Here is a 25,882-nt window from a genome sequence, read left to right on the forward strand (position 1 = left end):
TTCTCTCCATTTTCATGCAACATCTCCTTTTTTAGGGACATTTCCTTAAAAAAATAGAGCAGCCGACAATTCGACTGCTCTATTTTAAATATTTGATTTTAGCAACTAAGCTTCGTTAGCTAATTTTTCAAACTCATTAAAAGCAATTTCTTTTTTATCTAAACTGATTACTGTTTTCAGATAATCAAATACTTTTGATGATTTTACTTCGTCAAAAATACGGTTAGCATTTTCTTTTTCTTGTAAAAACTGAGCGGTGTATTGACCTAATTGCTCTTCTGTAAGCGGTGTTGGGCTGTACATCCTAAACTGACCGTCTAATCTTGCTTTCGCAGCTTCAAAAACGTCTTCGTACTTAATCTCCAACTTTTGGTCCTTAACAATTTTGTTTTCAACCAAAGTCCATCTTAGATTTTTAGCAAAATCTTCGTAACCTTTTTCTAATTCTTCGTCGTTAACTTCTTTGTTGGCAACTTTTAACCAACGCTTTAAAAACTCGTCGGGCAATTTCATCGTTGCTTTCTCAGAACCATACTTGTATAAATCGCCAGCAAGTTTCTTATCAGCATCCTGAGTCATCATTGATTCTAACTCCTCTGTAATCTTTGCCGTAAATTCTTCTTCATTTTTAACGGTTCCTTCTCCAAAAATTTTATCGAAAAATTCTTGATTTAAATCTGCTTCCTCTAATCTATTGATGTTTTTTACGGTTACTTTAAATTTCGACTCTGGAATAATTGCATTTTCCTCATCTAGTTTTAAAATTTTAACCAGTTGTCTTTCGTCGTCAACAGCTTTAACCAAATCAAAGCTTTCTACAACATCTTCTCTTTTTAACCCAATTAAAGCTTTTAATGCGGAAGCATCTTTAACAGATTCTGTTCTTAAAGAAGTTGTAACATCTATACCGCCTTCAAAAATAGATCCGTCGGCATTTAATTGTTGAAATTGCCCAAAAATAACATCTCCGTCTGCAACAACATCTGGATTGGTCATTTTACCATAGCTTTTTCTGATATTCTTAGTTCTTGCGGCTAAAGTATCTGGATCAACTTTAATGATATACTGGGTTAATTTGTCTTTATCAGAAAACGCAACGTCAACAGCTGGCGCCAGTCCTAACTCATATTGGAATACGAACTCGTCTTTAAAATCCCAGTTAAACTGAGTTTCGTCTTCTTTTGGCAAAGGCTGACCTAAAATTTCAATTTCGTTTTGTTGGATATAGTTACTTACGGATTCGGATAGTAAGGTATTAACTTCTTCAACCAAAATGCTTCTGCCATACATCTTCTTCACATGTGCAGATGGAACCATTCCCGGACGGAATCCTGGAAGTTTCATTTTTTTCGCTTGGTCTTTGATTGCTTTATTCACTTTTTCCTGGTAGTCGTCAGGAGTGATTTTAACGGTTAATACTGCATTAAGATCATCGATCTTTTCCTGTGTAATATTCATGCTGAATTAATTTTTTTTAATTGCTACGTCTCTATACAAAAATCCCTCCCATTTTGTGGGAGGGACGTTTTTAAGTGCGGAAGAAGGGACTCGAACCCCCACGCCGTGAAGCGCCAGATCCTAAGTCTGGTGCGGCTACCAATTACGCCACTTCCGCATTTAGGATTGTATTTTCCAAAATAATTTGTGATTATTTTGGATTGCAAATATATGATTTAGCTTTTGTTATACAAACGGTTTATTAAAATAATTTTATTTTTAATTGCTCAAAATATGAGGGCGATTTCAACAAGCTACTCCCATTCTAGCTAAACATTTATACATCAACCAATTCCACTTTTGCATTGGGTCAAATATCGATGAAATATGCTATATGTATTTTTGTAAATGCGTACGCTCCTTAAGGTAATCGCGGTACGATGCAACCGGGATTGGTAAACTAAATCCTACAAAAACGAAAATTATTACAGCAAAAAGCGCAGGAAAAATATATTATTTAGCCTGCGCTTTGGCGTAAAGATAATTCGGTGCTTAATTTTTCTTTCCTTTACTATGAGCACCGTAACCACGTTCTCCTCGTCCACCTTTCATACCCTCCATCTTCTCTTTTTGCTCTGGGGTTAAACTTGCTTTAAACGCTTCATGGTTTTTTTTGCTTGCTTCCATGTTCGCTTTCCACACCGCCTTTTGATCTGCATTAAGCGTTGTGTTCAGCTTTTCCATTCTTTCTTTTCCTTTTAGCGTCCTGTCTTGCATAATTGCTTTCTGATCTGCACTAAGCGAAGCATTAAACTTCTCTTGATTTGCTTTCATACTTTCGCGATTTGCTTTCATCTGCGCTTTTTGGGCATCCGTTAAATTTAATTCCGGACGTTCAGCCCTTTCCATTTTTCCTACTGGCTTATCATTGCTTTGAGCAGATGCGCCAATCGTTAAACCTAAAACCAAAGTGGCTGACAATGCTAGTGTTTTTGCTAAATTCCTCATATCTGTTTTATTTAAATTTCATTGTTTGTAGGTATGATGCATACGGAGAACCAAGGTTTAACCGGCCTATCCGGCAAACGTCAGAATTAACATTAATTAACATACCCTCTAAGACATGATGATGTTGGGGAAATTTGCAAAAAAAAGGCTTTCATTGTAATGAAAGCCTTGGAATATTATTTAAAACGGATTATGATCTAATTTTTTTAAAGATCTTTTAACAAAGCCTGTGCTTTATCATACACATCGGCATCTTCTGGTATTCTGTTTAACCAAGTTTTACATGTTGCCGTATCTTTTTCTTTTAGATAGCTCAAGGCGATAAAAAACATAGCGTCGTATTTTAAAAGTGATTCTTTAGCAGCAACAGTTGTTAAGTTAGATCTTGCGCTATCAATCTCACTAGCTTTAGCTGATTTCAATTGCGCAATACCCAGGTAATATCGGAACATATCGTTATTTGGCTCCTTGGTAATTATTGATGTTAATAGCACCTTTGCTTCCTCGTAATCTCCACTATTAAAAGCATCGGTTGCTTTCTGTTGCACTGTTTGATCATTCTCGCCACGCTCAGCAAAAGAAATCATTTCTGTATCACTGTATTTATTATACAAATTTTTATTCCAAGGTGCCCAAACCAGTAACCCAATTACCAATACTGCTGCAGCATACCATATTTTGCTAAACGCGATAATTTTTGCGCTAGGTTTCTGCTTTTTAAAGTGCTCTTTCGTAAACTGTGCTAGGTTTGCTTTAAAAGCCACATCACTTTCCTCTGGCGATAAACTGGGCTTTAAAGTTCCCTTTATATCTCTATAGAGCTTTAAACTGGCCTGCAATTCGGAGCGCTGGCTCAACGCTTCCTCAAACCCAGGAATATCGTTGGCTTCCATTTCGCCATCCTCATAATTGATTACATCTTTTTCAGAAAACTTATCCATGATTTTTATGCTCCTCCGTTTTAATCATTTGAATTAAAGATGCCAAACACTCCGATTTTTTTTTCCTTAAATAACCGTAGCTTACGCCAAGCTGTTCTGCAATTTTCTCCTGATGCTCATCTGATAGCGCCAACGTAATAATTTCTCGACAACGCTCAGACAGTTTTTGAAACATCATTAAATAAAGAGAAGATTGTCGCTGTTGTTCTTCCAGTTCATCAGCCTGACGAAATACATCCTCACTAATGTTTAATAAATCGTCTTCGCTTTTTGTTACCGGTATAACTGCTCTTTTTTTTAATTCGTTCAACCATTTGCGTTTGCAAACCATCATAAAAAATGCTTCAAACGGGCAGCTCAATTTTAATCCTTTATACTTTGCTTGGTTGTACAAGTCAATCAAACATTCCTGAAATATATCTCCAGCATCATCCTCGTCTCCACTATTTGCAACAACGTAACGCTTTACCTTATCGGCAAATTTTGTGTAGATCTGGCTGATCACTTTGCTGTTATTAGCCAGTAACCCGTCTATATAAAACTGATCTGCGTGATTTTTTTCCAAACGATAAATTTTTATGATGCTAATATAAAAAACTTCTATAAGCTTTTTTTGATGTTGTACGAGCTATAGAAGCTGCTAACCAGGTAATAAAATCTAAAGTTTGTTATATATCCCTTTTTTTGTAACCTTTGTAGCATAAACATCGTTTAAAAAGCCATAATGGAGCAAGCGCTCATACTATTGCTGGGTTTATTTTTTGTATAGAAGTAAAAATTCATTTGAGCAATTCAATTTAAATCCACAAGCATTCTGCCACATTTCCTTACAAATCATCTAGCAAGCACATTGCACCCATATCTTATCTATTCCAAATACAATTCCCTTAACGCTGGCTCAAACAAGTATAAAATGCTTTTAAGGGCTATCCAATAGCTAATACTTTTCTATTATTTTTAAATCAAGTACCCATTAATTTTTTACAAACAACTCAATAAACATGAAACTAATCAAACAATTTAAAGCGAAAACCCAATTATTTCTAGTACTACTGATTTTATTTTCAGGTTTAACAATAACGGCACAAGTGCCTCAAAAAATCAATTACCAAGCAGTAATAAGAAACACTACTGGTCAAGCGCTCATCAACCAAGCGGTGTCTTTGAAAATCAGTATCCTACAAGGAGCATCAGGTACTACCAAATATGCAGAAACGCATCAAATCTCAACCAATGCTTTTGGCCTGGTTAACCTCAAAATTGGAGATGGTACTATTTTAAGTGGTACATTAGCAAGTATAGAATGGGCTACGGGAAATAAATTTCTTAAGCTGGAAGTGGATATTGCAGGTGGCAATAGCTACACCGATGTATCAACCGTGGAGCTGGTAAGCGTTCCATATTCCCTAAACGCGGGCACTAGCGATGATAACCGTTGGGATATTACTGGAAACAACATTAAGAACAATAATACGGGTACAGTAAGTATTGGAAGCAGTGCGGAAAGCAGTGCAAAACTGGACATTTCTGCTACTAACAAAGGTTTACTAATTCCAAGAGTTACTAAAGCTAATAGACCTGCTTCAGCCGTAAATGGCTTGCTGATTTATCAAACAGATGATGCCCCAGGCTTTTACTTTTACGATGGAACATTATGGAACAGGCTAGCTACCGGTAGTAAAACGCCAGAGCCGAATACAACAGGTGCAATTATTCCTTTCGCATCGGGCAGTACAACTACCTTAACAACCGTGGTTGGCGGTTTAAGCGGTAATGTAGCGGTATTAGGTTTTGGTAATTCGGCAACAGCAACTATTACATCTGGCATGATTGACCTTACCGGACAAACGGGCACCTTGCTTAATTTGGCTTTTATCATGCCGAGAAACGGAAAAATCACCTCTATCTATGCAATGTATAGTATTACTCAAGCAATGTCCTTAATTGGTTCCACTGTAAATTTGACTGCACAACTTTATAAAGCCAGTGCCGGTAGCAACTCCTTCTCCCCTGTATCTGGCGCTGTTGCAAGTATGACCGGATTGACGGGGATAGCTTCGGCAGGTCAAATCGTAAATGGAAGCAATACCGGATTGGATATTACCGTTACGGCAGGAGAGCGCTACCTAATGGTTTACAGTGCAACAGCTACAGGCTTAACATTGGTTAATACGATCAATGGCTATGCAAGTGGCGGAATCAACATTGACTAATATTCCACACTTTAAATTTAAAAAAATGAAAAAGAAATTTAGAGCAGCTGTTTATCTGTTATTAACCATGGTTTCGTTAGGTAGTGCAGAAGCACAAGAAGCTATGCCCTATGTAATTGCAAGCTCAGGAGCTACTGCTAATTTACCCGGGGGATATATTATGGATTTTACGGTGGGCGAAACAGCTACTTCCACCATCGGAAACAGCGCTATTTTAACGCAAGGTTTTCACCAAGAATCTACGCTAGGCGCATTGCCTGTAGCGTTATTAAGTTTCGAAGGAAAAATATTCGGAAACTATAACTTATTGAGCTGGAAAACCTCCTCGGAGAATAACAACAGTCATTTTTTGATAGAGCGGAGCACCGATGAGAATCACTTTATTAGCTTGGCTAAGGTTGAGAGCAAAGCTCCACAAGGCACAAGTCAAACTTTATTGAATTATAGTTTTAATGATTTAAATTTTGATACGGGTGTAAATTATTACCGCCTTAAACAAGTAGACTTAAACGGTAAAAGCAGTTATTCTAAAATTATAGCGCTTCAATCTGCCCTGCTTTTTAAACAGGATTTATGGATAGCACCAAATCCAATAACTACTGATTCAAAACTATATATATCAGGTAAAATTGGTACTTCGGCAAGGGCCCAACTGTTAGATTTATCTGGCAAGCTGCTAAAAGAAATTAAGATATCATCTCAAGCTACCTTGTTAGGGATAAATATAAACGGCAAAACCAAATTTCCGAGTTTGCAAAACCAAATTTCCGAAAAAATCACAGAATAACAATTTAAAGCCTGTTTAAATTTAATTTAAACAGGCTTTAATCAACTAGCATTCCAGCATTAATAAATCAGGCTTGTAAACATCTTTGACGTTTGTAGATGGCTCAAACGTACTTAACGTTGGGTCTTGAGGCGTCTTAATGATAACCCCGTTGCCAATATCATCTAAAGCCTGCGAGTATAAGCGTAATCCCATAGGTAAAAGCTCCTCATTCCACAGCCACTTAGCGCCATCAGGCGGTGGCTTATTAAAAAGTGCTGGCGGAATCCAGCACCAGTCTTGATAAGCGATATCGCCTCTATCTATTCCGGCGTTCAGCCAGAACACAGTACCGCCGGTTATTTTATCGCCCATGCGTATTGCCCACTCAATGGAGCTACGCCCACGGTGTCGTGGTAAGAGCGACGGATGATAACCAATCCAGCCAAGCCGGGGCTTATAACGGGTAAGCTTACCTATATAATCGAATGAGTGGGCGGTAATACCTAAATCGACACCGTCGGGCATTGTATCGGCGGTTAATGTACTGGCGTTGATAATTGGTATATCCCGAATGGCCGCCGCCTTACCAATATACTTATCTCCAATGGGACAGCACACGCCCACAACCTCAAAGCCTTTCTTTAGGCATAAATCTAGCACTTGCTCGCCAAACCATTTTTGACCGCTTATAAACACTTTAAACTTCATTTGAACCTCCTATATATTTAAACGCCTGAACGGCTCTAAAATGTCCGCCGTATCCCGTTTTAGCGCCTCTTTCTTTTGTTACTGTTTTTGCCATGCTCTTTGCGCTCCTTGCCTTGTTTGAGCCGTAAAGCGTTCCGTTGGTTTGTTTCCAAAGTGGGCTGGCTCTCAATGCTCCGCATAACTGCGGGTGCGAGGTATGAAAGAAAGTACCAAGCTTTCTTTCACAACGCCCGCCACCTTGTAAGTGCATTTCACAAATGGCATTTAAAAACCGTGTACCAACGCCAGCGCCTTGCCATTCGGGCATAACAACCAACCGAGTAGCTCGGTAAGCGTTTGCTGTGAACAACGGGCAAACCGCTAAATGCGCCACCGCCTCGCCGTTAATAACGCCTACAAAATATTGCGCCGCCACTGGGTGTGGAAGGTCTAAATAATAATGCGGCTTAAAATATTTCCATGCCCTGCCTGAGATACGATATATTTCCAACTCGACCGATGGTCGCCGAAGACAGTCTCGCGATAAGCGAGCCTCCCGTGTGTCGTAAACCCAATCGGGTTGGACGTGTTCTAAAATATCATAGTGACAGCTTAATAAAATGATTTGCCCTTTTCCGGTTTTGCGCCAGGACTTAGCAAATGCCGATGCGCCGACTTTTGCAATCTGCCTGTCCACTACCGAGCTAAACTCATCTACAATCGCTTTTTCCGGAGCTTCACAAATCAACCTTGCTAAGCCCGCCCTAAACTGCTCGCCGTTGCTTAGGAGTTTAAACGGTCTCAGCCACGCCGGAACATCGCCAAGCCCAACCGCCGAAAGTGCAGCGGTAACTTTGTTGAATTCGTCATCGGGTGCGATGTCATCAATTAATGGTTTCTCTGAATTCCAACCGGCGTATAAGTCAGCAATTTGATTACCGCCCCAAACGGCGTTACCAATACTAGATTTGCCCGATCCGCTGGGACCTACCACCACGCCAATTCGCCAGTTCTCATCTTCTAATGGAATATCAGCCACATGTTCCCAATTGCTCCCGCTTTCTGCGTTAAACAAACTTTTCACCCTTGCCGCTCTGTAGCTATCAAACTCCGCACAGCTGTGTTTAATTTCTACTTTCATACTACTACAACTTTAAGGGTTAAACCTAATTTTTTAAGCGTTGCGTAAATGCGCTTTTGCTCTTTTTCATTTTTACAGATGACGACAACGCCATACTGCTCTTTATACGTGTAATTTCCCATTTTATTTAATTATTTGTTTAGTTTTGTTGCTCTCAGGCATTCATAAAAAAAGGTACGACTATACCGCAATCAAAGGCATTGCCCTTGGCTTGGTATAGTCGTACCTTAATTGTTTTCCGGTTTGCCTGAGAAACAACCGGAAGCAAAGTCGAGGGTTTTTTTACCCTTTTTTTACTGGCTCGCTGTTCTCAGCTATAATGGCATTAATCTCAGTAACTGTAACGCCAAGCAATTCCAACTCATCTGCAAAGTCGCCGTTTACGGATTGCCCGTTGCCGTCCACAGATTTGTTTACGAAAATCGTTTTACCGTTTTTCTTGATTTCAGCTTTAACGCTCCCGGTTACTTTGCCGTTTAAAGTTTCATACTCAAATGAGGTTTTAAATCCGTCGCCAACAATTTCATCTTGAAACTTGGTGGTGGTCTGTACATTTGTTCTTTTAGTTTTCATGTTATTGATTTTTAGTTGTTAGTTAGTTGTGATTTCACAGATTTTAGGATTTCACAGATTTGTTAGTTAGTTGTGATTTCACAGATTTTAGGATTTCACAGATTCAATTGTTAATTTTTCTTTCAAATACGCCAATATCTGCACATGGGCAAATGGCTTGTAATACGGATGTTGCTCTACTATTGCAGTGATCTGCTCTAGCTCATCATTACTTACCTCGGCTGGTTTGCCTGCGTGAAGCTTGCGGGCTATATCGCTAACCTCAATGGTGCTGGCGTTGGTAAATATTAAGTTTCCAATTTGCTTAGGGAGGTCATCTACCTTGTAAACGACACCGTTTAAGTCTTTAATTTCGATCGCTTTTAAATCTATTTTCATTTTAATGTTATTTGCTACTTTTGTGTATGAAAAAATTACTACCTATTCTCATTTTATTATTTGTTTTTGCTTCTTGCAAAAAAGACGACAACTTTATTAATCCTCCAGCAATAACGCCTGTACAAAAAGAGGATTCAACGATTACAGTACCTCCATTTTCTGCAACTATGACTGCTAATGGTTCAAAACGAACAATAAACATTGTCGGCGGTTTAACTTATATCAAATTCGCCGCCCGTGTACCTATACCTAATGACCCGAGGGCTCAATTCGGTTTTAAAACTTTTATTTTCGACCTTAAATACGATAAGGTTGACGTGACAAGCATTCCTCGCAATTTTAACGCTGTTTATACTTTTGTGAGGAATAGCCCCTATAATTACACCTTTATGCATGATGTTATACCAAATGAAACCTACAGTATTATTGTCAACGGTCAGGATTTTTTTAATGACACCATTGAGTTTAAATACTAGATTTTTACGTCTTTATATAAATTTTGCTATCACTATCCTTAATTACTAAATATTTAAACCCTGTCATGGTGGCGGTAGTTGGCAAACCGTACATGATCGCATTTCCACTGGTCACCAATGCCGGTGTAGTTGTCGAACTTGACGCCACAATTGTACCCGCACTTATATCTACATAACCTTTTGTGTCTTTCGAAACTTTGATTCCTTTACCGCCCGATTCGCCACCAATCATGATATAATCGCTTGTATCACCTTGTTTTATAAAATTATCATGCAAAACAAAACCGGAGATAGTGCCGCTAACAGCCTCAATGGTATTAGCCACAATTTCCAAGGCGTTGATATAATCAGCGTTAATGGTATCGGTAATAATGCCGGGGATAAAATCAGCTTCTAAAACCTTTACACGTACATAATCCGCATTAACAATATTTGCCCGTATATAATCAGCATCCAACAGCGTGGTTTTAATTTTACCGCCCTCAATTAATGTACTGCCCAACTTGCTCAGCTCTACAACATCTTGGTAAGCCATGCTCTTTAAACTTGCGGTTAAGGCGGTGTAATTGTTCTGTGCGGTTACTGCTAAGGCGTTGGCGGTGTCAATTGCGCTTTGTACGTCTTCGGGGGCTGGCGTCCAGTCGGTGGCTTTGTTGCCTTTTTCGAGTTTAATGTTTTTGAAATGTAATACTCTAGAAGGTGTAACGCTAGTAATAATAATAGGTTGGTTATTAACTGGCGTTGAGAAAGTAAAGGAGTATCTTTTAAAATTTGTGGTGAAATTAAAGTCGCCACCGATGTTTCCGCTTCCAAAATATAATGCCGCATGTGATAAATCGACATCACTCTTCGCATCAAAAGAGAATGTAAGTTGCGTGTTAAGCAGGTCGTCTGTCAGATTAATATATCTAAAAATCCCTATCGATGAGCCACTAGATAATCGCAGATAACCTAAAGTATAATTTATAGAGCCAAATCCGCCATCATTACCGCTCCACCCAGATGTTTCTATATTTTTTCCGAAATAATTCCTCCCCCCAATCTTAACCCCATCAACCAGTTGTTGGCTCAATACCGCTGCCGCCGCTTGCGCTGCATCCGCCTTAGTTTGGGCATCAGAAGAAGCCAAGGAAACCGCATTGGCTTGTGCTACGTTAGCTTTAGATGTTGCGCTTGCATCGGCATAAGATTGCGCACTGGACAAAGTAGCTAACGACTTGGTATCTGTGTAGCCATTAACAACTGCTTGCACTGCCGTTACTTTTGCGGTGGCATCATCTTTTGCCAATTGAAGTTTTGCAGATACATCCGCAATTCTTGCCAGCTCCTCTGCACTCACTATTCCATCAGCGTAAGCTTTGGCAATTTCACGCTCATAAGCTGATTGTGCTGTCGCATAATTTTCTGCCGCCGTTTGTGCCGCCGTTGCTTTTGTTTGGGCATCGGCGGAAGCGTTACCCTGTGCCGTGTTGGCTTTTGCTGTAGCATCCGCCGCCGCTGCACTTATTGCTGCCGATTGCGCTGCGCTGGCTTTCGCCGTTGCGTCTGCCTGTGCCTGCGTTGTTGCAGAGGTTATCGCTTCGGTTTTGGCAGTTGCCACCTGTGCAGTAGTTGCTCCGCCAGCGTTTACCAGTATTTGGCTTGCATTTATCCTTGCGCTGTCAATAGTGCCACTTTTAATAACTGATGCGCTTAGCTCCAAGGTGTTAATGTAGCCGGCATTAACCACGTTTGCTCTAATGTAATCGGCATCCAGCAAAGTGGTTTTTATTTTACCGCCCTCAATTAAAGTACTACCTAATTTGCTCAGCTCTACAACATCTTGGTAAGCCATGCTTTTTAAACTGGCGGTTAAAGCGTTGTAACTGTTCTGTGCGGTTTGTGCTAAGGCGTTTGCGGTGTCAATTGCGGTTTGTACGTCTTCTGGTGCTGGTGTCCAGTCGGTGGCTTTGTTGCCGCGTTCTAACTTTATTTTTACAGCGGTTGTGAGTTGTAGGCGCACCAATACAGTTCCGTTGTTTTTGTCGGGTCTAGATGTGTAAGGATTCACAATCTGTGTTACCTTGCAATATGGCTCGCCAGTTCTTGTATCTAGGTTGCCCGACCAGTTTGTCCAGCCGTTATCAGCCCATAATGATATAACGCCACGCCCCCACATCTGTAAAGTAACCTCTTCGCCATCATTAAACCCCTCGATAAAGTAAGAAGCAAGCGAAGTGGTAATATTTGCTGAATTTAAAATTAAATTACGCCCACCAATTTTAACCCCATTAACCAGCTGTTGGCTCAAGACCGCCGCATTCGCTTGCGCCAAGTTGGCTTTAGTTTGTGCATCCGAAGAAGCCAACGAAATAGCATTAGCCTCCGCAACATTCGCCAGCACTTGGCTACCTGCAATTGTTTGAGCATTACCGCCAGTTACATGAACTTTACCCTTAACATAAACATTTTGTCCATACAAACCGTAACCGCTCAGCGCCCCTAAATCTGCATCAATAATACCGTCCAATTTCCCTAAACGAACCTTTGTTTTGCCTGTTAAATTATCAGAGGTTACGCCGTCTAAAACATCTAGGTAAGGTGCTCCGCTGTCGCTAGCAGTTAAGTATAATAAACCTTGGCGGTCTGCATCGGTGGTATTACCAAAGCGTACAACTGTATCGCCCGGTGCGGGAATGCCTGCGCCAACTTTACCAGCTTTTACAATGGTAAACGTACCGCTACCAACTGCCGTTATTTGTGCAAAATAATATTTAACCGCAGTGCCGTTAAAAACTTGGCAACGCACCAAATCATTAACTTGAAATGGAACGGCAACGGTGTTTTCGCCTGTGTCAATGGTGCAATCGTAGCCGTCTATAGTTTCGGTTACGGTGTCAATTTTTATGGTATCCGTTACAGCTAAAGCGCCATTTGTGCCACTGATTTTATTTAAAACCAACTCGTAAACATTGAACTCTTTGCGTACGGTTAAATTGTCAAAAGTTGCATTTCCGTATTCGTCAATTCTAAATCCGCTCCCAAGCGCACCGCTAACAAAAGATGGTGAGCTAATGGATTTGAAGCGAACATCGTCGTTAACTCTAACCGGCTGATCTAAGTAGTCGGCAAAATCCCGCCCGTCCCATTTATCGGCATCTAAGGCGTAATCGGCTAAATCGGCGTGTAGTGCGTTGGTTGCTAAATCGGCTAAGCCTGCTTTTATTTTTTGACCTGCTAGGTACAAATAGCCTTCGCTTTCGCTCAATCGGTTTAAAAAAATGTTTTTGCGTAGCTGGTTAATATCGAGCAAACCGCTACTTTCTAACAATTGTAAAGTGCGTTTTTGCTGTTGGTACTGGCGGATAATCTCGTTTGCGCCAATGGTATCGCTCCACACGATGTTGGTGTATAAATCGGGGTTTTGTAAGTCTCTGGTATATTTTGCGATTCTCAACTCGCTGTTGATGCCTATCTGATTATCCAACAAAATAGCGGTAGTGCCTAAAACTACATCGATGTTGTTCGCCTTCATAAATAGCGTATCGGTAACGGCGGAGTAAGCTAATTGAAACTTTGGGTCGCTACCCTTATCGTAATGGATTTGCGCCGTATCTTTCAATAGTTGTTCGGCAGCCGTTACGTAAGAGGTAGGCATAATTATATCAATCAACACGTATTTATCGCCGATGCCTGGGCGCAAGGTGTTGCTCGGAATATCCAAGTTAGTTTCCTCGGTATTTTTGTTGATGGTTATGCGCTTGGTGGCGTGGTTGTAATTTCCGATTGTAAATGTGTAGCCCGCCAGTTGCCCTGTGTTGAAAGCGATTTTAGCATCGCCAACGGGCGAGGCTTGCTCATTTATATCAAAATCTAAGGCGGTATCAAAAAGATACATCCAATTGTCATCGCCAGCGGTAACGCCTGTTACTGTGCCCTCACGTTTTGGGAAAATATCGGTAAACTCTTCGTTGTCCTCGGCAAAGCCATACATCGCCACCTTTGCAGGGTCTTCTAAAAAGTAATCGCCACCGGGCATCAATAAGGCATCCGAGCCGTAGCCAGTTGGTAAGTTGGTTGAGCCACCACGCACATAAAGGCGGGTAAAAATATTAATGTCGGTTTTGTTTTGGCGGGTAACGCTGTTTAAACCTTTGCCCTTGCCATATTCAAACGTATATCCACTACTTACCTCACGTTTGGTCAAATGGACAACTTGGTTATCAATCCAAAGTTCGGTTTCAAAAACTTGCGCCAGCTGGTGTAAAACCTGCAAGCAGTTTTGTTTGTTAAACGGAAGGTTTTTGTAATCGGTATCATCTACCACGCCAACCGTCCACCCGGGCGATTGACGATTTGCATTTTGAACTGCCAGCGTAACAAAAGTTAAGGCGTTCCCCATTAAGGAAAAATCTTGCTCCAACAAATCGTTAGCCGGATTAAGGAATTGGTAAGATGCCTTCGCCAAATCATACCAATGCGCCTCTAACTGAACTTTATAAATATAGTGTCGGTTTCCCTCTTTGGTTACGGTCGGGGTACGGTTAATTTTATACTTTTTGCCGTAAACCATGCAAAAATCATTGATCCTAAAATCAATATATTCGGGCAGTTCAAACGCCATATCTACCACGTCCGCACCCATTGCCTCGGGGCTTTGTGATCCTGTTGGGTAGACTTCTTTTATTAGTAAGTCTGCTCCGCTGGTTGGTCTGTAGAATTGGTATAGCATTTAGTTTGTTAGTTTTAAAGTGATTTCACAGATTTAAGGATTTCACAGATTTTTTTTTGTTAGGCTCTTGATACTTTCTACTTTTTACTTTAAACTATCGGTGTATTCAACTGTGGAAAATCATCAGCGCAAACGAGTGTAAATGATGCGTAATAATCATCGCCTTTAAAATTGGTGGTATCGGTATAAACCAAATCGAACTGGCGGTTAATATCCAAGCACTTTAAATTGAACCTACCGTTTAACATCATAGCGTTAAAAGCCGTACGCTTGGCTACAAAATCGGCAACGGTTGAGCCTATTAATAAAACAGGAATGTTGATCACTGCGCTTTCGTAAACCCTGGCCGCCAAGTCTCTTTCTGTACCGTGTTCATCTTTCCAGTTGTTAACCAGCGTGTCCTTAGGTTTAGGCAATTTCAAAAGCTCGCTATATACGCCCTCTAAAATGGTTATGCCTAGGGTTTCGGTTGGTATGTCGTTAATTTTGAAGTTTGTCATGTGATTACACAGATTTTAGGATTACACAGATTTTTGTTAGGCTTTGCAGGTTGTCTTTATTCTTGGCTCTTTCCATCTCTGCTCCTTTTTAAGGGCCGCCAACCGCTCGCACTCCGTTGGAGCTATTTGCCATTTTTGTGATACCTTCCTCAATTGCTTTTAACCTATCGGTATTGTTAGCCGTCCGTAATGTGTTCGATGCTATTTCCATTTGTGTTAAATGCTGGGTTTTTAGCATGGCTAACTGTTCGCTTCCGCTGAGGGCTATCTTGCCGAAACCTTCCCGCTGGATGCCGTTGCTTTCAATTACTGCCAAGCGCATCCCGCCAATGTTTCCGCTTAATACGTCGGCTTGGTTGGCGGTAATGTTTTGAACGTTGCCACGGATGGTGTTTGGGTTTGAGTTGGGATCAGCCCCACCAATTTTAGTCCCGGTTATCGACTGTAAATCGTCGAACTGTTTTTTAGCATCTTCGCCGAGCTTTAAAAAGAGTGCTTTCAAATTTTCCTTTTCGGTGGCATCCAATACGCCTCCGCTTTGGGCATCCTCTGCAAATTTTTTATAAAAGTCCTGCATTGATGATTTTAAAACATTGTCTTTAAAAATGCTCAATGCCGCATCGCTCATTACATCCTCAAAGAAATCGGCAAAATCTTGGGCGCTGGTTTTACCGTCTTTAAACATCTGCACAATACTATCCGTAAGTGCATCGGCGGTTGTGCCTGTGAAGATTTCGGCCGCCTGTTTGGCAACATCTTCTAAGGCCGCTGCAACATCACCACCCTCTTCTTTCAGCTTTTTAAGTTGCTCGAATAAATCTTTTGCGCCTGCGGTTAGTTTGCCCTGTGTGTAAAGTTGCTCCAGCTGATTATAATCTTTACCGGCAAGGCTATCGTAACTATAAGTTGTTTTGGCTTTTCGTACCCATGTGCCGTGTTTGTACTCGCTACCAGTAATTGATTGCTCTTTTTGGAGCTTACGCATGATGGTGTCATACTCTTTTTGAATATCACCACTTTGCGACTTTAAAAGGGCGTATTCTTTTTGCAGTCCCGAAATTCTGTCGGCTTGTGCTTTCGCACTTTCCCGCTCACGCGAACGCAAGAGTGCTTGGTATTCGCGTTCGCCTTTTATGGCATCGTCGTAAAATTTCTTTTGCTCTGCCCTGGCCGCCGCCGCCGCGGCCTTTAAATTTTTGAAATAACCAACAACGGCTTTACCAACGCTAAACGCGGCGCCAACAATTCCAAGCCCTGCCGTTATTTGTCCGCCTGTATCGCCGTCGTCCTTGGCTTTCTGATAGTCTTTTAAACTTGTGCCTACCTGTTTGACGTTTGATAAAACGTTCGCCAATAAGCCCAAACTGTCACCTAGCTGACCGTTAAAATCAGAGGCAAAACCAGCCATTTGCCCAACTGCCGTTGCGGCCTTTTCTATACCGGTATAAAACTTATCTGTTACAGATTTATCCGTGGCTTTTAATGCTTTTTTTATCTGATCGGCGTACTCTTTTGAAATATCACCGGTTTTAACCATGCCATTTAAAACAGTAGTTAAACTTTTGATGACTTCTTTTGCGCTCTTTCTGCTGAGCTCTTCAAAACCAGAGAAAAGAGGTTCAAAAACTTTAAGCTTCTTTATTTGATCATCGTTTAATTTATCATTTTCGGCTTTTAGGGCTTCATCCAGCACCGCCGCTCTTTTGGCATATTCGTCTGCTGGGAGCGTTAGCAAATCGCCTTTTAGTTTGGCATATTTATCGGCAATGGCTTGCTTTTTTATCTCGTAGGTTTCGGAGGCTTTTAAGGCGTCGGCAAAGTCTTTATCCCTTTTATCCTTTTCATTTTTTGCCGTGGCATCTGCAACGTCATCAATTATTTTTTTCCTGTCTTTTTCGCCACCATTTAAAGTTTTGCCGTCAAACTGCTTTTGCAAGTCCTGTACTTTTTGCAGATAGGTTTTTGTAACATCAATTTCGTCTTTGTAGCGTTCGTTGGCTTTTTCCTTGCCGAATTCTAATTTATAGGCTTCGTAATCGGTATAAAGTTGTTTTTGTTTATCAAGCTCCGTTTTAATAGCTACGGTTTTTTGTTGATAGGTTGCGTCAGCTATTGCGCCATCTTCAGCGCCCTTTAGTTTACTTCCGTCAACCTTAAATTTGTTTTTAGGGTCAGCGTTAAACTTAGTAACCTCGTCGCTAATTTTCTTGAACTTGTCTTTTATCGCTTGTATTTCTTCCTCGTTTTTGGTTAAGGTTTTGCGGTTAGCACCTGCGTTTAAATCGTCGACACGGGTTTGGAGTGCCGCCATAGCTTTTAATGCTTGTGCAGCTGCGCTTGCAAATTTTTTGCCGTCTTTATCGGGGTTTGTCAGCTCATCAAAGCTGAGTGAGTTCTTTTTAGCAAAGTTTTTAATATCATTATCAGTCTCTAAAATCAGCTTTTCAAATGCTTTTGCTTTAGCAACAAAAGGCGCTTTTTCTCTATCCCTATTGCCTTGCGCCGCTTTTTTAAATAATGCTTGGGCCCCAGCGCCCCCGTTTTTTAACCCGCTATTGATATAACCGCCCGCATCGTCATCACTTTTAGCATCAACCTTTGCTTGCTCTGCAATTTGCTCTTGATAAAGAGACAAAAGCGCAGCAGCCTTAGCCTTTTTAAACATCAATTGGATATACGCATCCCCGTTTTTAATGGTGCGCTCTTCGGCAACGTTGATGTCGTTTGTAAAGCCTAAAGTTTTCCCTATTTTATCGTTGTAAAGTTTTAACGCCTCTGTTTTGGTAATTACTCCTTTACGGGCTTGCTCAAAAGCTTGCTTTTGCAAATCAATTTCAATGGTTGCTTTTCCGCTGGCTTCACCAGCTTGCCCCATTTTATCGGCTAAATCTTTTTGCGCCTGTTCGGTGTCTGAAAGTTTAAGTCCGAGTAGATCAAGCGAAACAATATATTTTATAATGGGTTCGGAAGCGAAAGCTAAAATTCCAGCAACGCCAAAGCCTGGCAATAGATATGCAAGTTGTCTCACTGCGCCCCAAGCTTTACCTAAATAGTTTGTACTGCCTTTTATTGCATTCCCCAGTTCGTCAAATCCTTTTTTGCCTACGTTTTTGGTACGGGTAATTTGCACCTCTGTTTCCTGAAGCTTCCGGTTGTATTGCTCTATAAACTTTGGGTCTGATGATTTTGCAGAAGCCTGCGCATAATATTTCTGCAATGCAATCAGCCTGTTGAGTTTACCTATAGGTTTTTCTAAAGCAATGGCTTCTTTATTTCCAAACTCATCAAAACCAACACGCCCAGCGTTTTTTAGCTGGTTAAGCTTTTCGGTGGTTTCCTCAATTCTGCGATTATAACGGGCTATGGCGGTAACATCGTTGCTTTTATCTTTTAGCTGATTGAGTTCCTTTAAGTAAGTGTTTTGTTCTTCAATTAAACCGTTTTGATTAGCGTAGGATTTAGAAAGCTCATTTATTTTATTGGCAACCCGCTTAGTTTGCGCCTCTACGGTATCTCCGACACCCGTGGCGATACGCTCGCTCACGGCAGCATCTGTCTTAAACTTATCGTTTTCAATCGGAAATTCAACTCCTATACTAAGATTTTCCATAATTCCTTTTCATCATTGCCAAGGTTTCGTCTTTTGTGCCTTTTTTAACCTGTTTTGGTTTTTTTCGGAGACCTGGCGCATCGGCAAGCATCATTTGTATTTGCGCCCAGCTTACCTTCCAAAGTATGTAATGCACCGTCCAGCCGGTGTCCTGTGCTATTTTGTAAATCAGTCCGAAGGGGCTATTCATGCCACCGGCTTCTAACTCCCCTTCGCTTTTTGGCCCAGCATCGGAGCGGTCAGCCTCATCCCCCTGATGTATCTGGTAGTAGTCATAAAATCCGCAAGCCCGCCGTAGGTAATTATTATGTCCATTAGCGTGGTTATTGCCTTTTCTCCCAAACTTTCGCGTAAGTAAAACGCCAAAATCTTTGTAAAAAACCAGCCCAAAAGCCAGTTGTTTATAATTGAGCAGGCTACGGCTTTATGTATGCTTTTCCCGTGTGTTGCCATTAGTACCAAGGCTTCCTCGGTGCTAATATCTTGCAGTTGTGCCCGGCTTATTCCTGTTTGCAAGTAGTATATGCTTGCCCTGTGGATAGTGCCTGCGTGTAGTTGGCGTAGTGTTAGGGTAATGGTTTTTTTGCCAAACATTCGCAAAAACAAAGGGGCGTGGGCTTTTACCTTCACGCCCCTTTGTAATAAGGTATTGGCCACATGCAGTTCTGTATGCAGTTGCTCCATTGTTATGGCTTATACCGCAGGTGCATCAGTCCATGCCATCACGAAAACATCTTCAAACCCAGGATCAAGGATTGAACCGCTTACCTCCATTAAATTGATGTCTGCATCAGACGCTTTAACATTGGCTTTTGTAAAGCAATCCGTTTTAGGGATGGTAACAATAGAGCCGTCCTCTAGCGTAAAGCGCAGCGCCTTAATTAGCCCAGTTTTTACCCTTGGTGGATGCCAAGTATCTACAGTTTCAACCGTTGTTTTTGTACCGCCTATCCAAAGTACTTTATTGGTAGCGCTTAAATCCATCAAAGAAAATTTGATAGTTAAACCTGCCGCCTTTTGCCTTACCAATTTTGGGCTGGCTTCACCCTGCTTAAAGTGTTCTGTTTTTGTAGGGTCAGCCTCTTCTAACGTAAAGGTGTCTTTATAAACATCCATTTCTGCCCATCCGGCAACAGTGCCATCTACATTGCTGTAAACGCCTACCTCTGCTTTTGTAACTCCGTAACTTAACATCGTTCGTTATTTTTAATGATTAATTATTTGATTTTTTTGATAGTATTAAGATGCTAGTATCAAGTATCAAGAGCCTTGCAACGTCTTGATACTTGATACTGAACGCTTGCTACTTATCGCCCTCAGGGCTTTCCTCTTTTTGCTTTCCGCTTTCAACCTTTTCCAGTTCCGCCACTTTCTCTTTCAGTTTTTCCAAACCGATATTCTTTGGGGCTTTACCTCCTAAGGCTTCCAGTTTTGCAAACAGACCAGTACGCTCATCATCCCCGCCAGTACCTTCTACTTTCGCTTTTTTACTTTCGCCCTTATCAGTACTTTCGACTTTCGACTTTTTACTTTCAACTTCACCAGTACTTTCTACTTCCGACTTACTACTTACTACTTTCAAAACATCGCTTCGCTTAACCAGCTCCACGCTATTGTCTTCTAAAGTGTTGGCATAAACCTTGGCGTCACTTTCATTATAAAATGCTGTGGCGTCACTTGTAAAGTGGAATTGTTTTTCATTGGGGTGTTGCTTAAACACCGCTCTTTTTTTGTCCTCTAAATTCATAATATGCTGTTTTAAGTTTTTGAAATATTTGCTTAGGATTAAACAATAGGACGGTTGCCATTAAGGCAACCAATCCTATCAACCAAACCCACCACGGTAAACCATTGCGCACTGTGTGCGTCTCTTTATCTTTTAAATCCTGTTTAAACGCTGTTTTATTGTTCTTTAAACCGGTGCTATCTTTTTTGGTGCTGGTGTTGGTGTCTTCGCTTTTCGCTTTTTGCTTTCGGCTTTTGGCATTAAGCCCTACGCTTTCCGCCGTTCCCTCAACGCTTCCGTCGGGGTTAATTTTTCCGCTGAAATTGGTAAGCACTGCCACCAATTGCCCGGTTTCATCACTCAATAGCACTGTCTTTTTTTGCGAGGTGGTTTCAGCCTTTAGTTGTACGTTTTCAGTTGACGTAGCTTTCATCTCGGTGCTAACTTTGCTCAACTGCATATTTCGGCTGCTCTTACATCCAGCCACTACGGATAAAGACAATGCTATAAGTAATGCTAATATTTTTCTCATGCCTCAAGGGGATGAATAAATCCTTTTAAATTTAAACCTGCATCCCTAACGGATCGGTTAACTGTTCGTAGCTTAACTGCTACCCGGTCGCCTTCACGGCTTCCGCTTGCATTTGTATTGCCCTCAATCACGCTCATGGTGTTAGTTGCCAGATCAAAACTTTGCACTATTCCGGTGTGCCCGCTTGTGCTATCGCCGTGTTGCCAAATCACTATTGCGCCAACCGCTGGCGTGTCATCAACCGTAAATGTTCCGTCATTTACAAATGCGTTATAACTTAGCTGTGTGCTACCGCTCATTAGTGTTTTAACCTTTGCCAATAACTCGGGGTTATTGCGGTAAGCTTTAACCAGGATCAAGCGGACAAAGAATGCGCACCACGGAGCGCCAACGTACCAGCCAACAGATTTTAACTCCTTTTCAAAGCTGGCATTGGTAAAGCCCTTGTTTCCTTTTTTTTCGGTATAGCCTACGTAATACTTGGCGGCCTCTACTATAAACGTGACGGTTTTCATTGTAGCAATCCTCCAATTTTATCCTGTAGTTTTTTAATCCAGTGGGTTTTGTCTTTTCCGCTGATTACCGCAACATTTTCAAGAATGCTTATTGTTAGCTCCCAAACTATTTGGCAAAGAAAAAACAGATAAAGCCAGTCGAATACCACCGTAATTGCCGTTTTTCCTCTCGCTTCGAAACTTACAGACAGCACATAGGGCAGGGCAATAAGTAACATATAGCAAACTGTTTTAACGGTAAAGCGTGTTGCCTTAAAACTTTCAATGGGCACTTTGCTAACAATAGAGGCTATTAAGCCACTGCCAACTTCTACCAAAAAGCCAAACAGAAGCAGTATAAATGCTAGGCTATCTAGCCCAAACACCCGTTCTATCACTACCGAAACCGAGCTAACGGCTACAGTTGCACTACCTAAGTAGGCATACTTTGATGATGGTGCAAGGCTCGCATAAAACGAGCTTGCACTATCAAAATCAAAGCTTTGTAACAGCCTTTCAAAGTAGTTCCGCATTTCTTAGGCTCCTTCTACAATAGCGCCTATTGCCTCATTTTTGATTGGCAAAGCAATAAAGTAATGACGGTAGTTAATTAAATGCGCCTGACCAGTTGTTGTCGGCATATCGTAGTATTGTTTCAAAATACCAGTCTTCTTACCAATGTTATCAACTTGGAAAGCTACAGAAGCTTGTTGTTCTGTGGTTGGCACTGCGCCCCAAGCCAGCTTAACGCCTGCGCTTGTATAAAATGGGTTAGCTATATAAGTGTAAACCTCAAAGCCTGCAATCAACTTATTTACCTTACCAGTTGCATGGTCAACAAGCACATCGCCAAAGCGGTTTCTATCCTCCAACAGCTTGTTGTACTGGCGAGATGACAAAACAATTCGTCTACCATCTTCATCAACTTGCGCATCATCAAACTTGCCCTTAAGGGTTACCAACGCTTGATACACATGGTCAGAGGTGTAATTTGCTGGCAACAAAATAACCGGAGTACTTGCCGAGTTTGAAGCCGGCGCAATAGCGTGTATTGCTTTTTTGTACTTGGTACGGTTGATAACTTTGATGTGCCCTTTAGTGGCGCTGTCAATTTTATCGTAAGCTGCGCCCAACGCTGCGTCTTCGGCAATCCTGGTCGCCTTAGTTTGGATTTTATCCAAATTGATGGTTTTGCTACCATCCGTGTGATCCTCAACATCAATAGGGTAAGTTGTATTGTTTAACAATACGCCCGGCGTAAAGGTTTCTAACGGAATGTTGATGGTGTTTTTGTCCGTAATCGGGTCAACGTTTACCGGTCCTTCCAGTTCATCAATACCGTCTAAAAATTTTGCTACATGGTCTGTAGAAAGTTTTTCTTTTACTCTACGCTTCCATACTTCAGGGAAATTGCCTGCCATTTTTTCTAAAAATTAAGTTTAAATTATTTGTTAATACACCGTGGCTGGCGGTTATGCAAATAATTTGGCGTAGCCCGCAGGGTTTCCGTTTTTAAAGCTCAACTGTTGCTCTAAAGAAAGCGCCTGAAACTCGTCTGTATTTTTTGGGTTAACCGCTCCGCCACCAGCAGGGTTGTCTACCTGTGCACCTAGGCTTACTTTGCCCGGCAAGTCCTTTAAAATTGCGCTTGCGCTATCAAAGCCCAGGGCAACAAAAGTTTCTTTTTGTGTTGCCACGATTTTACCGTCGGTAACTGCTTGGTCAACTAAAGCAGTCAACTTAACCGCCTTTTCAGCTTTCGCCTGATTTTCCAACTTTTCACGGGCTTCTTTCTCTAATTTGTGCGCCGTAGTTTCTGCGCTAAGCTTTGCGCCCATTTGCGTAATTAGGCTATTCACCTCGCCCTCTGATTCTGCCGTGGCGCTTAAGCCCAAGCCAACCAGTACGGCAACCGCCGCCGCTGATAATTTGAATTTTTCCATTTCTGTTTGTTTTGATTTATCGTCGTTCTTTTTCGTTTCTGAAAGGTTTTTAGCTCCCTCTCCTTGGGAGAGGGTTGCGGTGAGGCTGAGCATAATGCCCTTTAATTTTTCGCCGGTCAGCTCTTCGCCATCTGCAAAAAGTGTAATACTGCCCTTATTGCTTGGGATATCGCAAATAGACGCCTCATGAACTTCGGTGTTGTGGAGCTCTAAATTGCCGTCAGCACCTTCTACAAATGTGGTATTCTTACCAAAGGCTAAGTAAAGGGAGGCACCGTTTAAAAATCCACGCTCAACCTTATCAGCTATTTTTTTGCTTTCGGGGTCATCAATATCAAACACCGGATCAGCCATCAGCTTAGTTCCTTCAATGCGTATGTTTTCCCACCGCCCATGTACCTCGCCACGCTTGTGCATGTACAAAAGCACCGCATTTGCTTTAAACCGCTCCAAATCAATTTTATCATTCGGCACTCTAAAGCCGTTGCTATTGGTTTGGGTTTCGTCGTTTAAAATGAAGCTCTTTTTTGCCATGTGTTGATACTAGATACCTGCTTTGCTCTTTGCTAAAGCCCAAAAGTGCGGTACAAAAACAGGGGGGCAAATTATGTGTGCAATGCTTGCGCAGTTATTTAAAATCGGCTGTTTTTAGGGCTTGTTTTGCCTTTATAATTAAGGCTATGGCAGGTAAACTAGATAAGAAAAGGCAACAGGCGGAAGAGTGGTACATCGAAAATAACGACGGATCACAAAAATTATGTGCCGAACTATTTAAGATAACCGAAAAGACAGTCGGCGCATGGAGCAAGAAGTACAACTGGGAAGAAAAGCGCTTAGACTATCACTCCTCGCCCGTAAAAATAAAACAGCTTTTACAGCGTGAAGCCATGCTGGTAGCGCAGGGCAATAAGCCAACCATCCAAGCAGATTCTTTAAGTAAAATAATGGCAAGCCTAGACAGGTGCGATAGCAAAGCCGACCCCATTGTGGTGCATCGAATTTTAAAAGACCTCGACAATTTTATATCTGTTGACGATCCGGCATTCGCTGGCAAATGCACCAAATACCACAAACTTTTTTTACAGCATAGAATTGACCTTGAATAATGGCAAACAGCACTAAATACCAGCGGTTAATTGCCGATTATGATAAGCATTGCTTACGCATTGCAAGGGCTACTACGGTTAACATACACGAAACTGAACGCCAAAAGCGGGATCGAATAGCGGAGCTGGAGAAAGATTATGTAAAATGGTTTGAATACTACTTCCCAAACTTTGCAAAAAAAAAGTGCGCTTGGTTTCACATCAAACTCGCCGCCATACTCATAGCCAGTAAGCGGATAAGGCTACTTGCTGAAATGTTCAGGTCTGCGGGAAAGTCCGTCCACGTAGCAATGGGGATTCCCCTGTTTTTATACCTGGTTAAAAGCGAATTAAAGTTTATGCTTTTAATCGGCAAAAATCAAAGCAAGGCAAACACCTTAATATCGGGCATACAAGGGCAGTTGCAATTCAATAAGCGATTAATTAATGATTATGGCGAAAAGTTCAACCATGGCAGTTGGGCTGATGGCGATTTTACCACTTCCGATGGTGTAAAGTTTATGGCCTTAGGTTTCGGCAGTGATCCCCGTGGTGTGCGTGAAGATGCCGAACGCCCCGACTACATAGTTTGCGATGATGTCGATGGTAAAAAACACCTCAATAATGACCGCATTATGGAGGATAGCGTTGATTATATCACCGAAGATATTTGGGGCTGTTTTGATGCCGATGACGACGCCACCGAACGCTTTGTTTATACAAATAACAACTTTAACAAAAAGAGCATTACCAATAGGCTTAAAACCTATTATAAAGACCAAATCCAAAAGAAGGTTGATAAAAGGCAATCAGACAGAAAGCACAATATCAAAACCAAAATAAGGGCTAAAGAAACCCTGTTCGAGATTCTTTCGGTAAATGCGGTAAAAGACCTTTCCACTTTTGAGCCAAGCTGGCCAGAGAAAACAACCGCAGATTATTGGCGGGATAAATTTGAGAACATGCCTTACCGCTCTTTTATGCGGGAATATATGAACACCCATATAGAGGACGGCGCAATTTTCAAATTTGATGATATTCTTTACTGCGAGCCTTACAAGCTTAAAGAATATGATGCCTTATGCTTTTACGGCGATTTAAGTTATAAAGCCCAGGGCGATTATAAAGCATTGGTATTAGTGGGCAAAAAGGGCAGGCAATTCCACATCCTAATTTGCTATGTGCGCCAAAAATCACGGGGCGATGTTGCCCGCTGGCTTTACGATACCTACGAGGATAACAAGTTGCAAAATGTAAATATCCGCTACTTAATTGAGGGATTGTTTGCGATGGATGACTTTGTGAACGACTTTGATTTAGAGGGCGACTCACGAGGTTATCATATCCCAGTAGTTGCTGATAAAAGAGCCAAAGGCGATAAGTTCGACAGGATAGAAAGCCTATCCGGACATTTTGAACGACATAACGTTTTTTTCTCCAGTACCATGCGCAACAGCGATATGCAAACCCTCATTGACCAGCTATTAGCCTTTGAAAAAGGAAGCCAGGCACATGATGACGGACCCGATGCCGTACACGGTGCATTCAACTATGTAAACATGCGGACGCACAAAAAAGCCAATAACTACCGAAGCATGCCACGAGCAAATAGACATTATTAAACAATTCCTTATCCCCCTTAGGGGTTAGGGGCAAAC

The 25,882-nt window shown here is 41.5% G+C and carries 26 protein-coding genes and 1 tRNA gene; 5 read left to right on the top strand and 22 right to left on the bottom strand.

Annotation, left to right across the window (positions count from 1 at the left end; genetic code table 11):
• Positions 1-105: 105 nt before the first annotated feature.
• From tig to B176_RS0108545, 5 genes are all read right to left on the bottom strand, one after another.
• Positions 106-1,458 carry a trigger factor gene (gene tig / locus B176_RS0108525; RefSeq protein WP_017258381.1) on the bottom strand — a complete coding sequence of 451 codons (1,353 nt, stop codon included), beginning with the start codon at positions 1,456-1,458 and terminating at the stop codon, positions 106-108.
• A 75-nt stretch (positions 1,459-1,533) separates the two neighbouring features.
• Positions 1,534-1,615 (bottom strand) — tRNA-Leu (locus tag B176_RS0108530).
• 374 nt (positions 1,616-1,989) lie between these two features.
• The gene (locus tag B176_RS19235; RefSeq protein ID WP_017258382.1) at positions 1,990-2,445 is read right to left on the bottom strand and encodes a Spy/CpxP family protein refolding chaperone; all 456 of its coding nucleotides are present in this window, start codon (positions 2,443-2,445) and stop codon (positions 1,990-1,992) included.
• Between the two features lie 206 nt (positions 2,446-2,651).
• Complete coding sequence (locus B176_RS0108540) at positions 2,652-3,386, bottom strand: tetratricopeptide repeat protein (protein WP_017258383.1); 735 nt, start codon at positions 3,384-3,386, stop codon at positions 2,652-2,654.
• Positions 3,379-3,951 (bottom strand): RNA polymerase sigma factor, encoded by a 573-nt coding sequence (locus tag B176_RS0108545; protein WP_017258384.1) that lies wholly within the window; start codon positions 3,949-3,951, stop codon positions 3,379-3,381. The genes B176_RS0108540 and B176_RS0108545 overlap by 8 nt, the downstream gene beginning before the upstream one ends.
• 436 nt (positions 3,952-4,387) lie before the next feature.
• Here B176_RS0108545 and B176_RS20225 point away from each other — a divergent pair, with 436 nt between their 5' ends.
• Together B176_RS20225 and B176_RS0108555 are read left to right on the top strand one after the other, a co-directional pair.
• Positions 4,388-5,599, top strand: coding sequence for an exosporium glycoprotein BclB-related protein (locus B176_RS20225; RefSeq protein WP_017258385.1), 1,212 nt, complete (start codon positions 4,388-4,390; stop codon positions 5,597-5,599).
• 25 nt (positions 5,600-5,624) lie between these two features.
• The gene (locus tag B176_RS0108555) at positions 5,625-6,386 is read left to right on the top strand and encodes a hypothetical protein (protein ID WP_017258386.1); all 762 of its coding nucleotides are present in this window, start codon (positions 5,625-5,627) and stop codon (positions 6,384-6,386) included.
• 45 nt (positions 6,387-6,431) lie between these two features.
• Here B176_RS0108555 and B176_RS19245 read toward each other — a convergent pair whose 3' ends face one another.
• The 5 genes from B176_RS19245 to B176_RS0108580 form a co-directional block, all read right to left on the bottom strand.
• A complete protein-coding gene (locus tag B176_RS19245; protein ID WP_161603019.1) occupies positions 6,432-7,028 on the bottom strand; it encodes a formyltransferase family protein in 597 nt (198 codons plus the stop codon).
• Positions 7,029-7,065: 37 nt separating this feature from the next.
• Positions 7,066-8,196 carry a GNAT family N-acetyltransferase gene (locus B176_RS0108565; protein ID WP_017258388.1) on the bottom strand — a complete coding sequence of 377 codons (1,131 nt, stop codon included), beginning with the start codon at positions 8,194-8,196 and terminating at the stop codon, positions 7,066-7,068.
• Positions 8,193-8,318: a hypothetical protein gene (locus B176_RS21485; protein ID WP_017258389.1), complete on the bottom strand. Its 126-nt coding sequence runs from the start codon at positions 8,316-8,318 to the stop codon at positions 8,193-8,195. Before B176_RS21485 ends, B176_RS0108565 begins: the two co-directional genes overlap by 4 nt.
• A gap of 160 nt (positions 8,319-8,478) precedes the next feature.
• Positions 8,479-8,769: a hypothetical protein gene (locus B176_RS0108575; RefSeq protein ID WP_017258390.1), complete on the bottom strand. Its 291-nt coding sequence runs from the start codon at positions 8,767-8,769 to the stop codon at positions 8,479-8,481.
• 87 nt (positions 8,770-8,856) lie between these two features.
• A complete protein-coding gene (locus B176_RS0108580; RefSeq protein ID WP_017258391.1) occupies positions 8,857-9,147 on the bottom strand; it encodes a hypothetical protein in 291 nt (96 codons plus the stop codon).
• Positions 9,148-9,173: 26 nt separating this feature from the next.
• On the opposite strand from B176_RS0108580, the gene B176_RS0108585 reads away from it, so the two are divergent.
• Positions 9,174-9,623: a hypothetical protein gene (locus B176_RS0108585; protein WP_017258392.1), complete on the top strand. Its 450-nt coding sequence runs from the start codon at positions 9,174-9,176 to the stop codon at positions 9,621-9,623.
• 4 nt (positions 9,624-9,627) lie between these two features.
• Here B176_RS0108585 and B176_RS0108590 read toward each other — a convergent pair whose 3' ends face one another.
• From B176_RS0108590 to B176_RS0108645, 12 genes are all read right to left on the bottom strand, one after another.
• On the bottom strand, positions 9,628-14,334 hold the full coding sequence (locus B176_RS0108590; protein ID WP_017258393.1) for a phage tail protein: 4,707 nt from the start codon (positions 14,332-14,334) through the stop codon (positions 9,628-9,630).
• Positions 14,335-14,423: 89 nt separating this feature from the next.
• Positions 14,424-14,834, bottom strand: coding sequence for a hypothetical protein (locus B176_RS0108595; protein WP_017258394.1), 411 nt, complete (start codon positions 14,832-14,834; stop codon positions 14,424-14,426).
• Between the two features lie 88 nt (positions 14,835-14,922).
• The gene (locus B176_RS0108600; protein ID WP_017258395.1) at positions 14,923-18,444 is read right to left on the bottom strand and encodes a hypothetical protein; all 3,522 of its coding nucleotides are present in this window, start codon (positions 18,442-18,444) and stop codon (positions 14,923-14,925) included.
• Positions 18,431-18,634 (bottom strand): hypothetical protein, encoded by a 204-nt coding sequence (locus B176_RS19250; protein ID WP_017258396.1) that lies wholly within the window; start codon positions 18,632-18,634, stop codon positions 18,431-18,433. Before B176_RS19250 ends, B176_RS0108600 begins: the two co-directional genes overlap by 14 nt.
• Positions 18,635-18,645: 11 nt before the next feature.
• A complete protein-coding gene (locus tag B176_RS0108610) occupies positions 18,646-19,128 on the bottom strand; it encodes a hypothetical protein (RefSeq protein WP_237739814.1) in 483 nt (160 codons plus the stop codon).
• A gap of 9 nt (positions 19,129-19,137) precedes the next feature.
• A complete protein-coding gene (locus B176_RS0108615; RefSeq protein ID WP_017258398.1) occupies positions 19,138-19,638 on the bottom strand; it encodes a hypothetical protein in 501 nt (166 codons plus the stop codon).
• Positions 19,639-19,747: 109 nt separating this feature from the next.
• Positions 19,748-20,191 carry a hypothetical protein gene (locus B176_RS0108620; RefSeq protein WP_017258399.1) on the bottom strand — a complete coding sequence of 148 codons (444 nt, stop codon included), beginning with the start codon at positions 20,189-20,191 and terminating at the stop codon, positions 19,748-19,750.
• Positions 20,157-20,702, bottom strand: coding sequence for a hypothetical protein (locus tag B176_RS0108625; RefSeq protein ID WP_017258400.1), 546 nt, complete (start codon positions 20,700-20,702; stop codon positions 20,157-20,159). The genes B176_RS0108620 and B176_RS0108625 overlap by 35 nt, the downstream gene beginning before the upstream one ends.
• The gene (locus B176_RS0108630) at positions 20,699-21,217 is read right to left on the bottom strand and encodes a CHAP domain-containing protein (RefSeq protein WP_017258401.1); all 519 of its coding nucleotides are present in this window, start codon (positions 21,215-21,217) and stop codon (positions 20,699-20,701) included. Before B176_RS0108630 ends, B176_RS0108625 begins: the two co-directional genes overlap by 4 nt.
• Positions 21,214-21,729 (bottom strand): phage holin family protein, encoded by a 516-nt coding sequence (locus B176_RS0108635; RefSeq protein WP_017258402.1) that lies wholly within the window; start codon positions 21,727-21,729, stop codon positions 21,214-21,216. Before B176_RS0108635 ends, B176_RS0108630 begins: the two co-directional genes overlap by 4 nt.
• A gap of 3 nt (positions 21,730-21,732) precedes the next feature.
• Positions 21,733-22,617 carry a hypothetical protein gene (locus tag B176_RS0108640; RefSeq protein ID WP_017258403.1) on the bottom strand — a complete coding sequence of 295 codons (885 nt, stop codon included), beginning with the start codon at positions 22,615-22,617 and terminating at the stop codon, positions 21,733-21,735.
• Positions 22,618-22,668: 51 nt separating this feature from the next.
• Complete coding sequence (locus tag B176_RS0108645) at positions 22,669-23,673, bottom strand: hypothetical protein (protein WP_017258404.1); 1,005 nt, start codon at positions 23,671-23,673, stop codon at positions 22,669-22,671.
• A 146-nt stretch (positions 23,674-23,819) separates the two neighbouring features.
• On the opposite strand from B176_RS0108645, the gene B176_RS19255 reads away from it, so the two are divergent.
• Together B176_RS19255 and terL are read left to right on the top strand one after the other, a co-directional pair.
• Positions 23,820-24,245: a hypothetical protein gene (locus B176_RS19255; protein WP_040540327.1), complete on the top strand. Its 426-nt coding sequence runs from the start codon at positions 23,820-23,822 to the stop codon at positions 24,243-24,245.
• Positions 24,245-25,846 carry a phage terminase large subunit gene (terL, locus tag B176_RS0108655; RefSeq protein WP_017258406.1) on the top strand — a complete coding sequence of 534 codons (1,602 nt, stop codon included), beginning with the start codon at positions 24,245-24,247 and terminating at the stop codon, positions 25,844-25,846. The genes B176_RS19255 and terL overlap by 1 nt, the downstream gene beginning before the upstream one ends.
• The last annotated feature ends 36 nt before the right edge of the window (positions 25,847-25,882 follow it).

The organism is Pedobacter arcticus A12 (assembly GCF_000302595.1).
Taxonomy (GTDB): Bacteria; Bacteroidota; Bacteroidia; order Sphingobacteriales; family Sphingobacteriaceae; genus Pseudopedobacter; species Pseudopedobacter arcticus.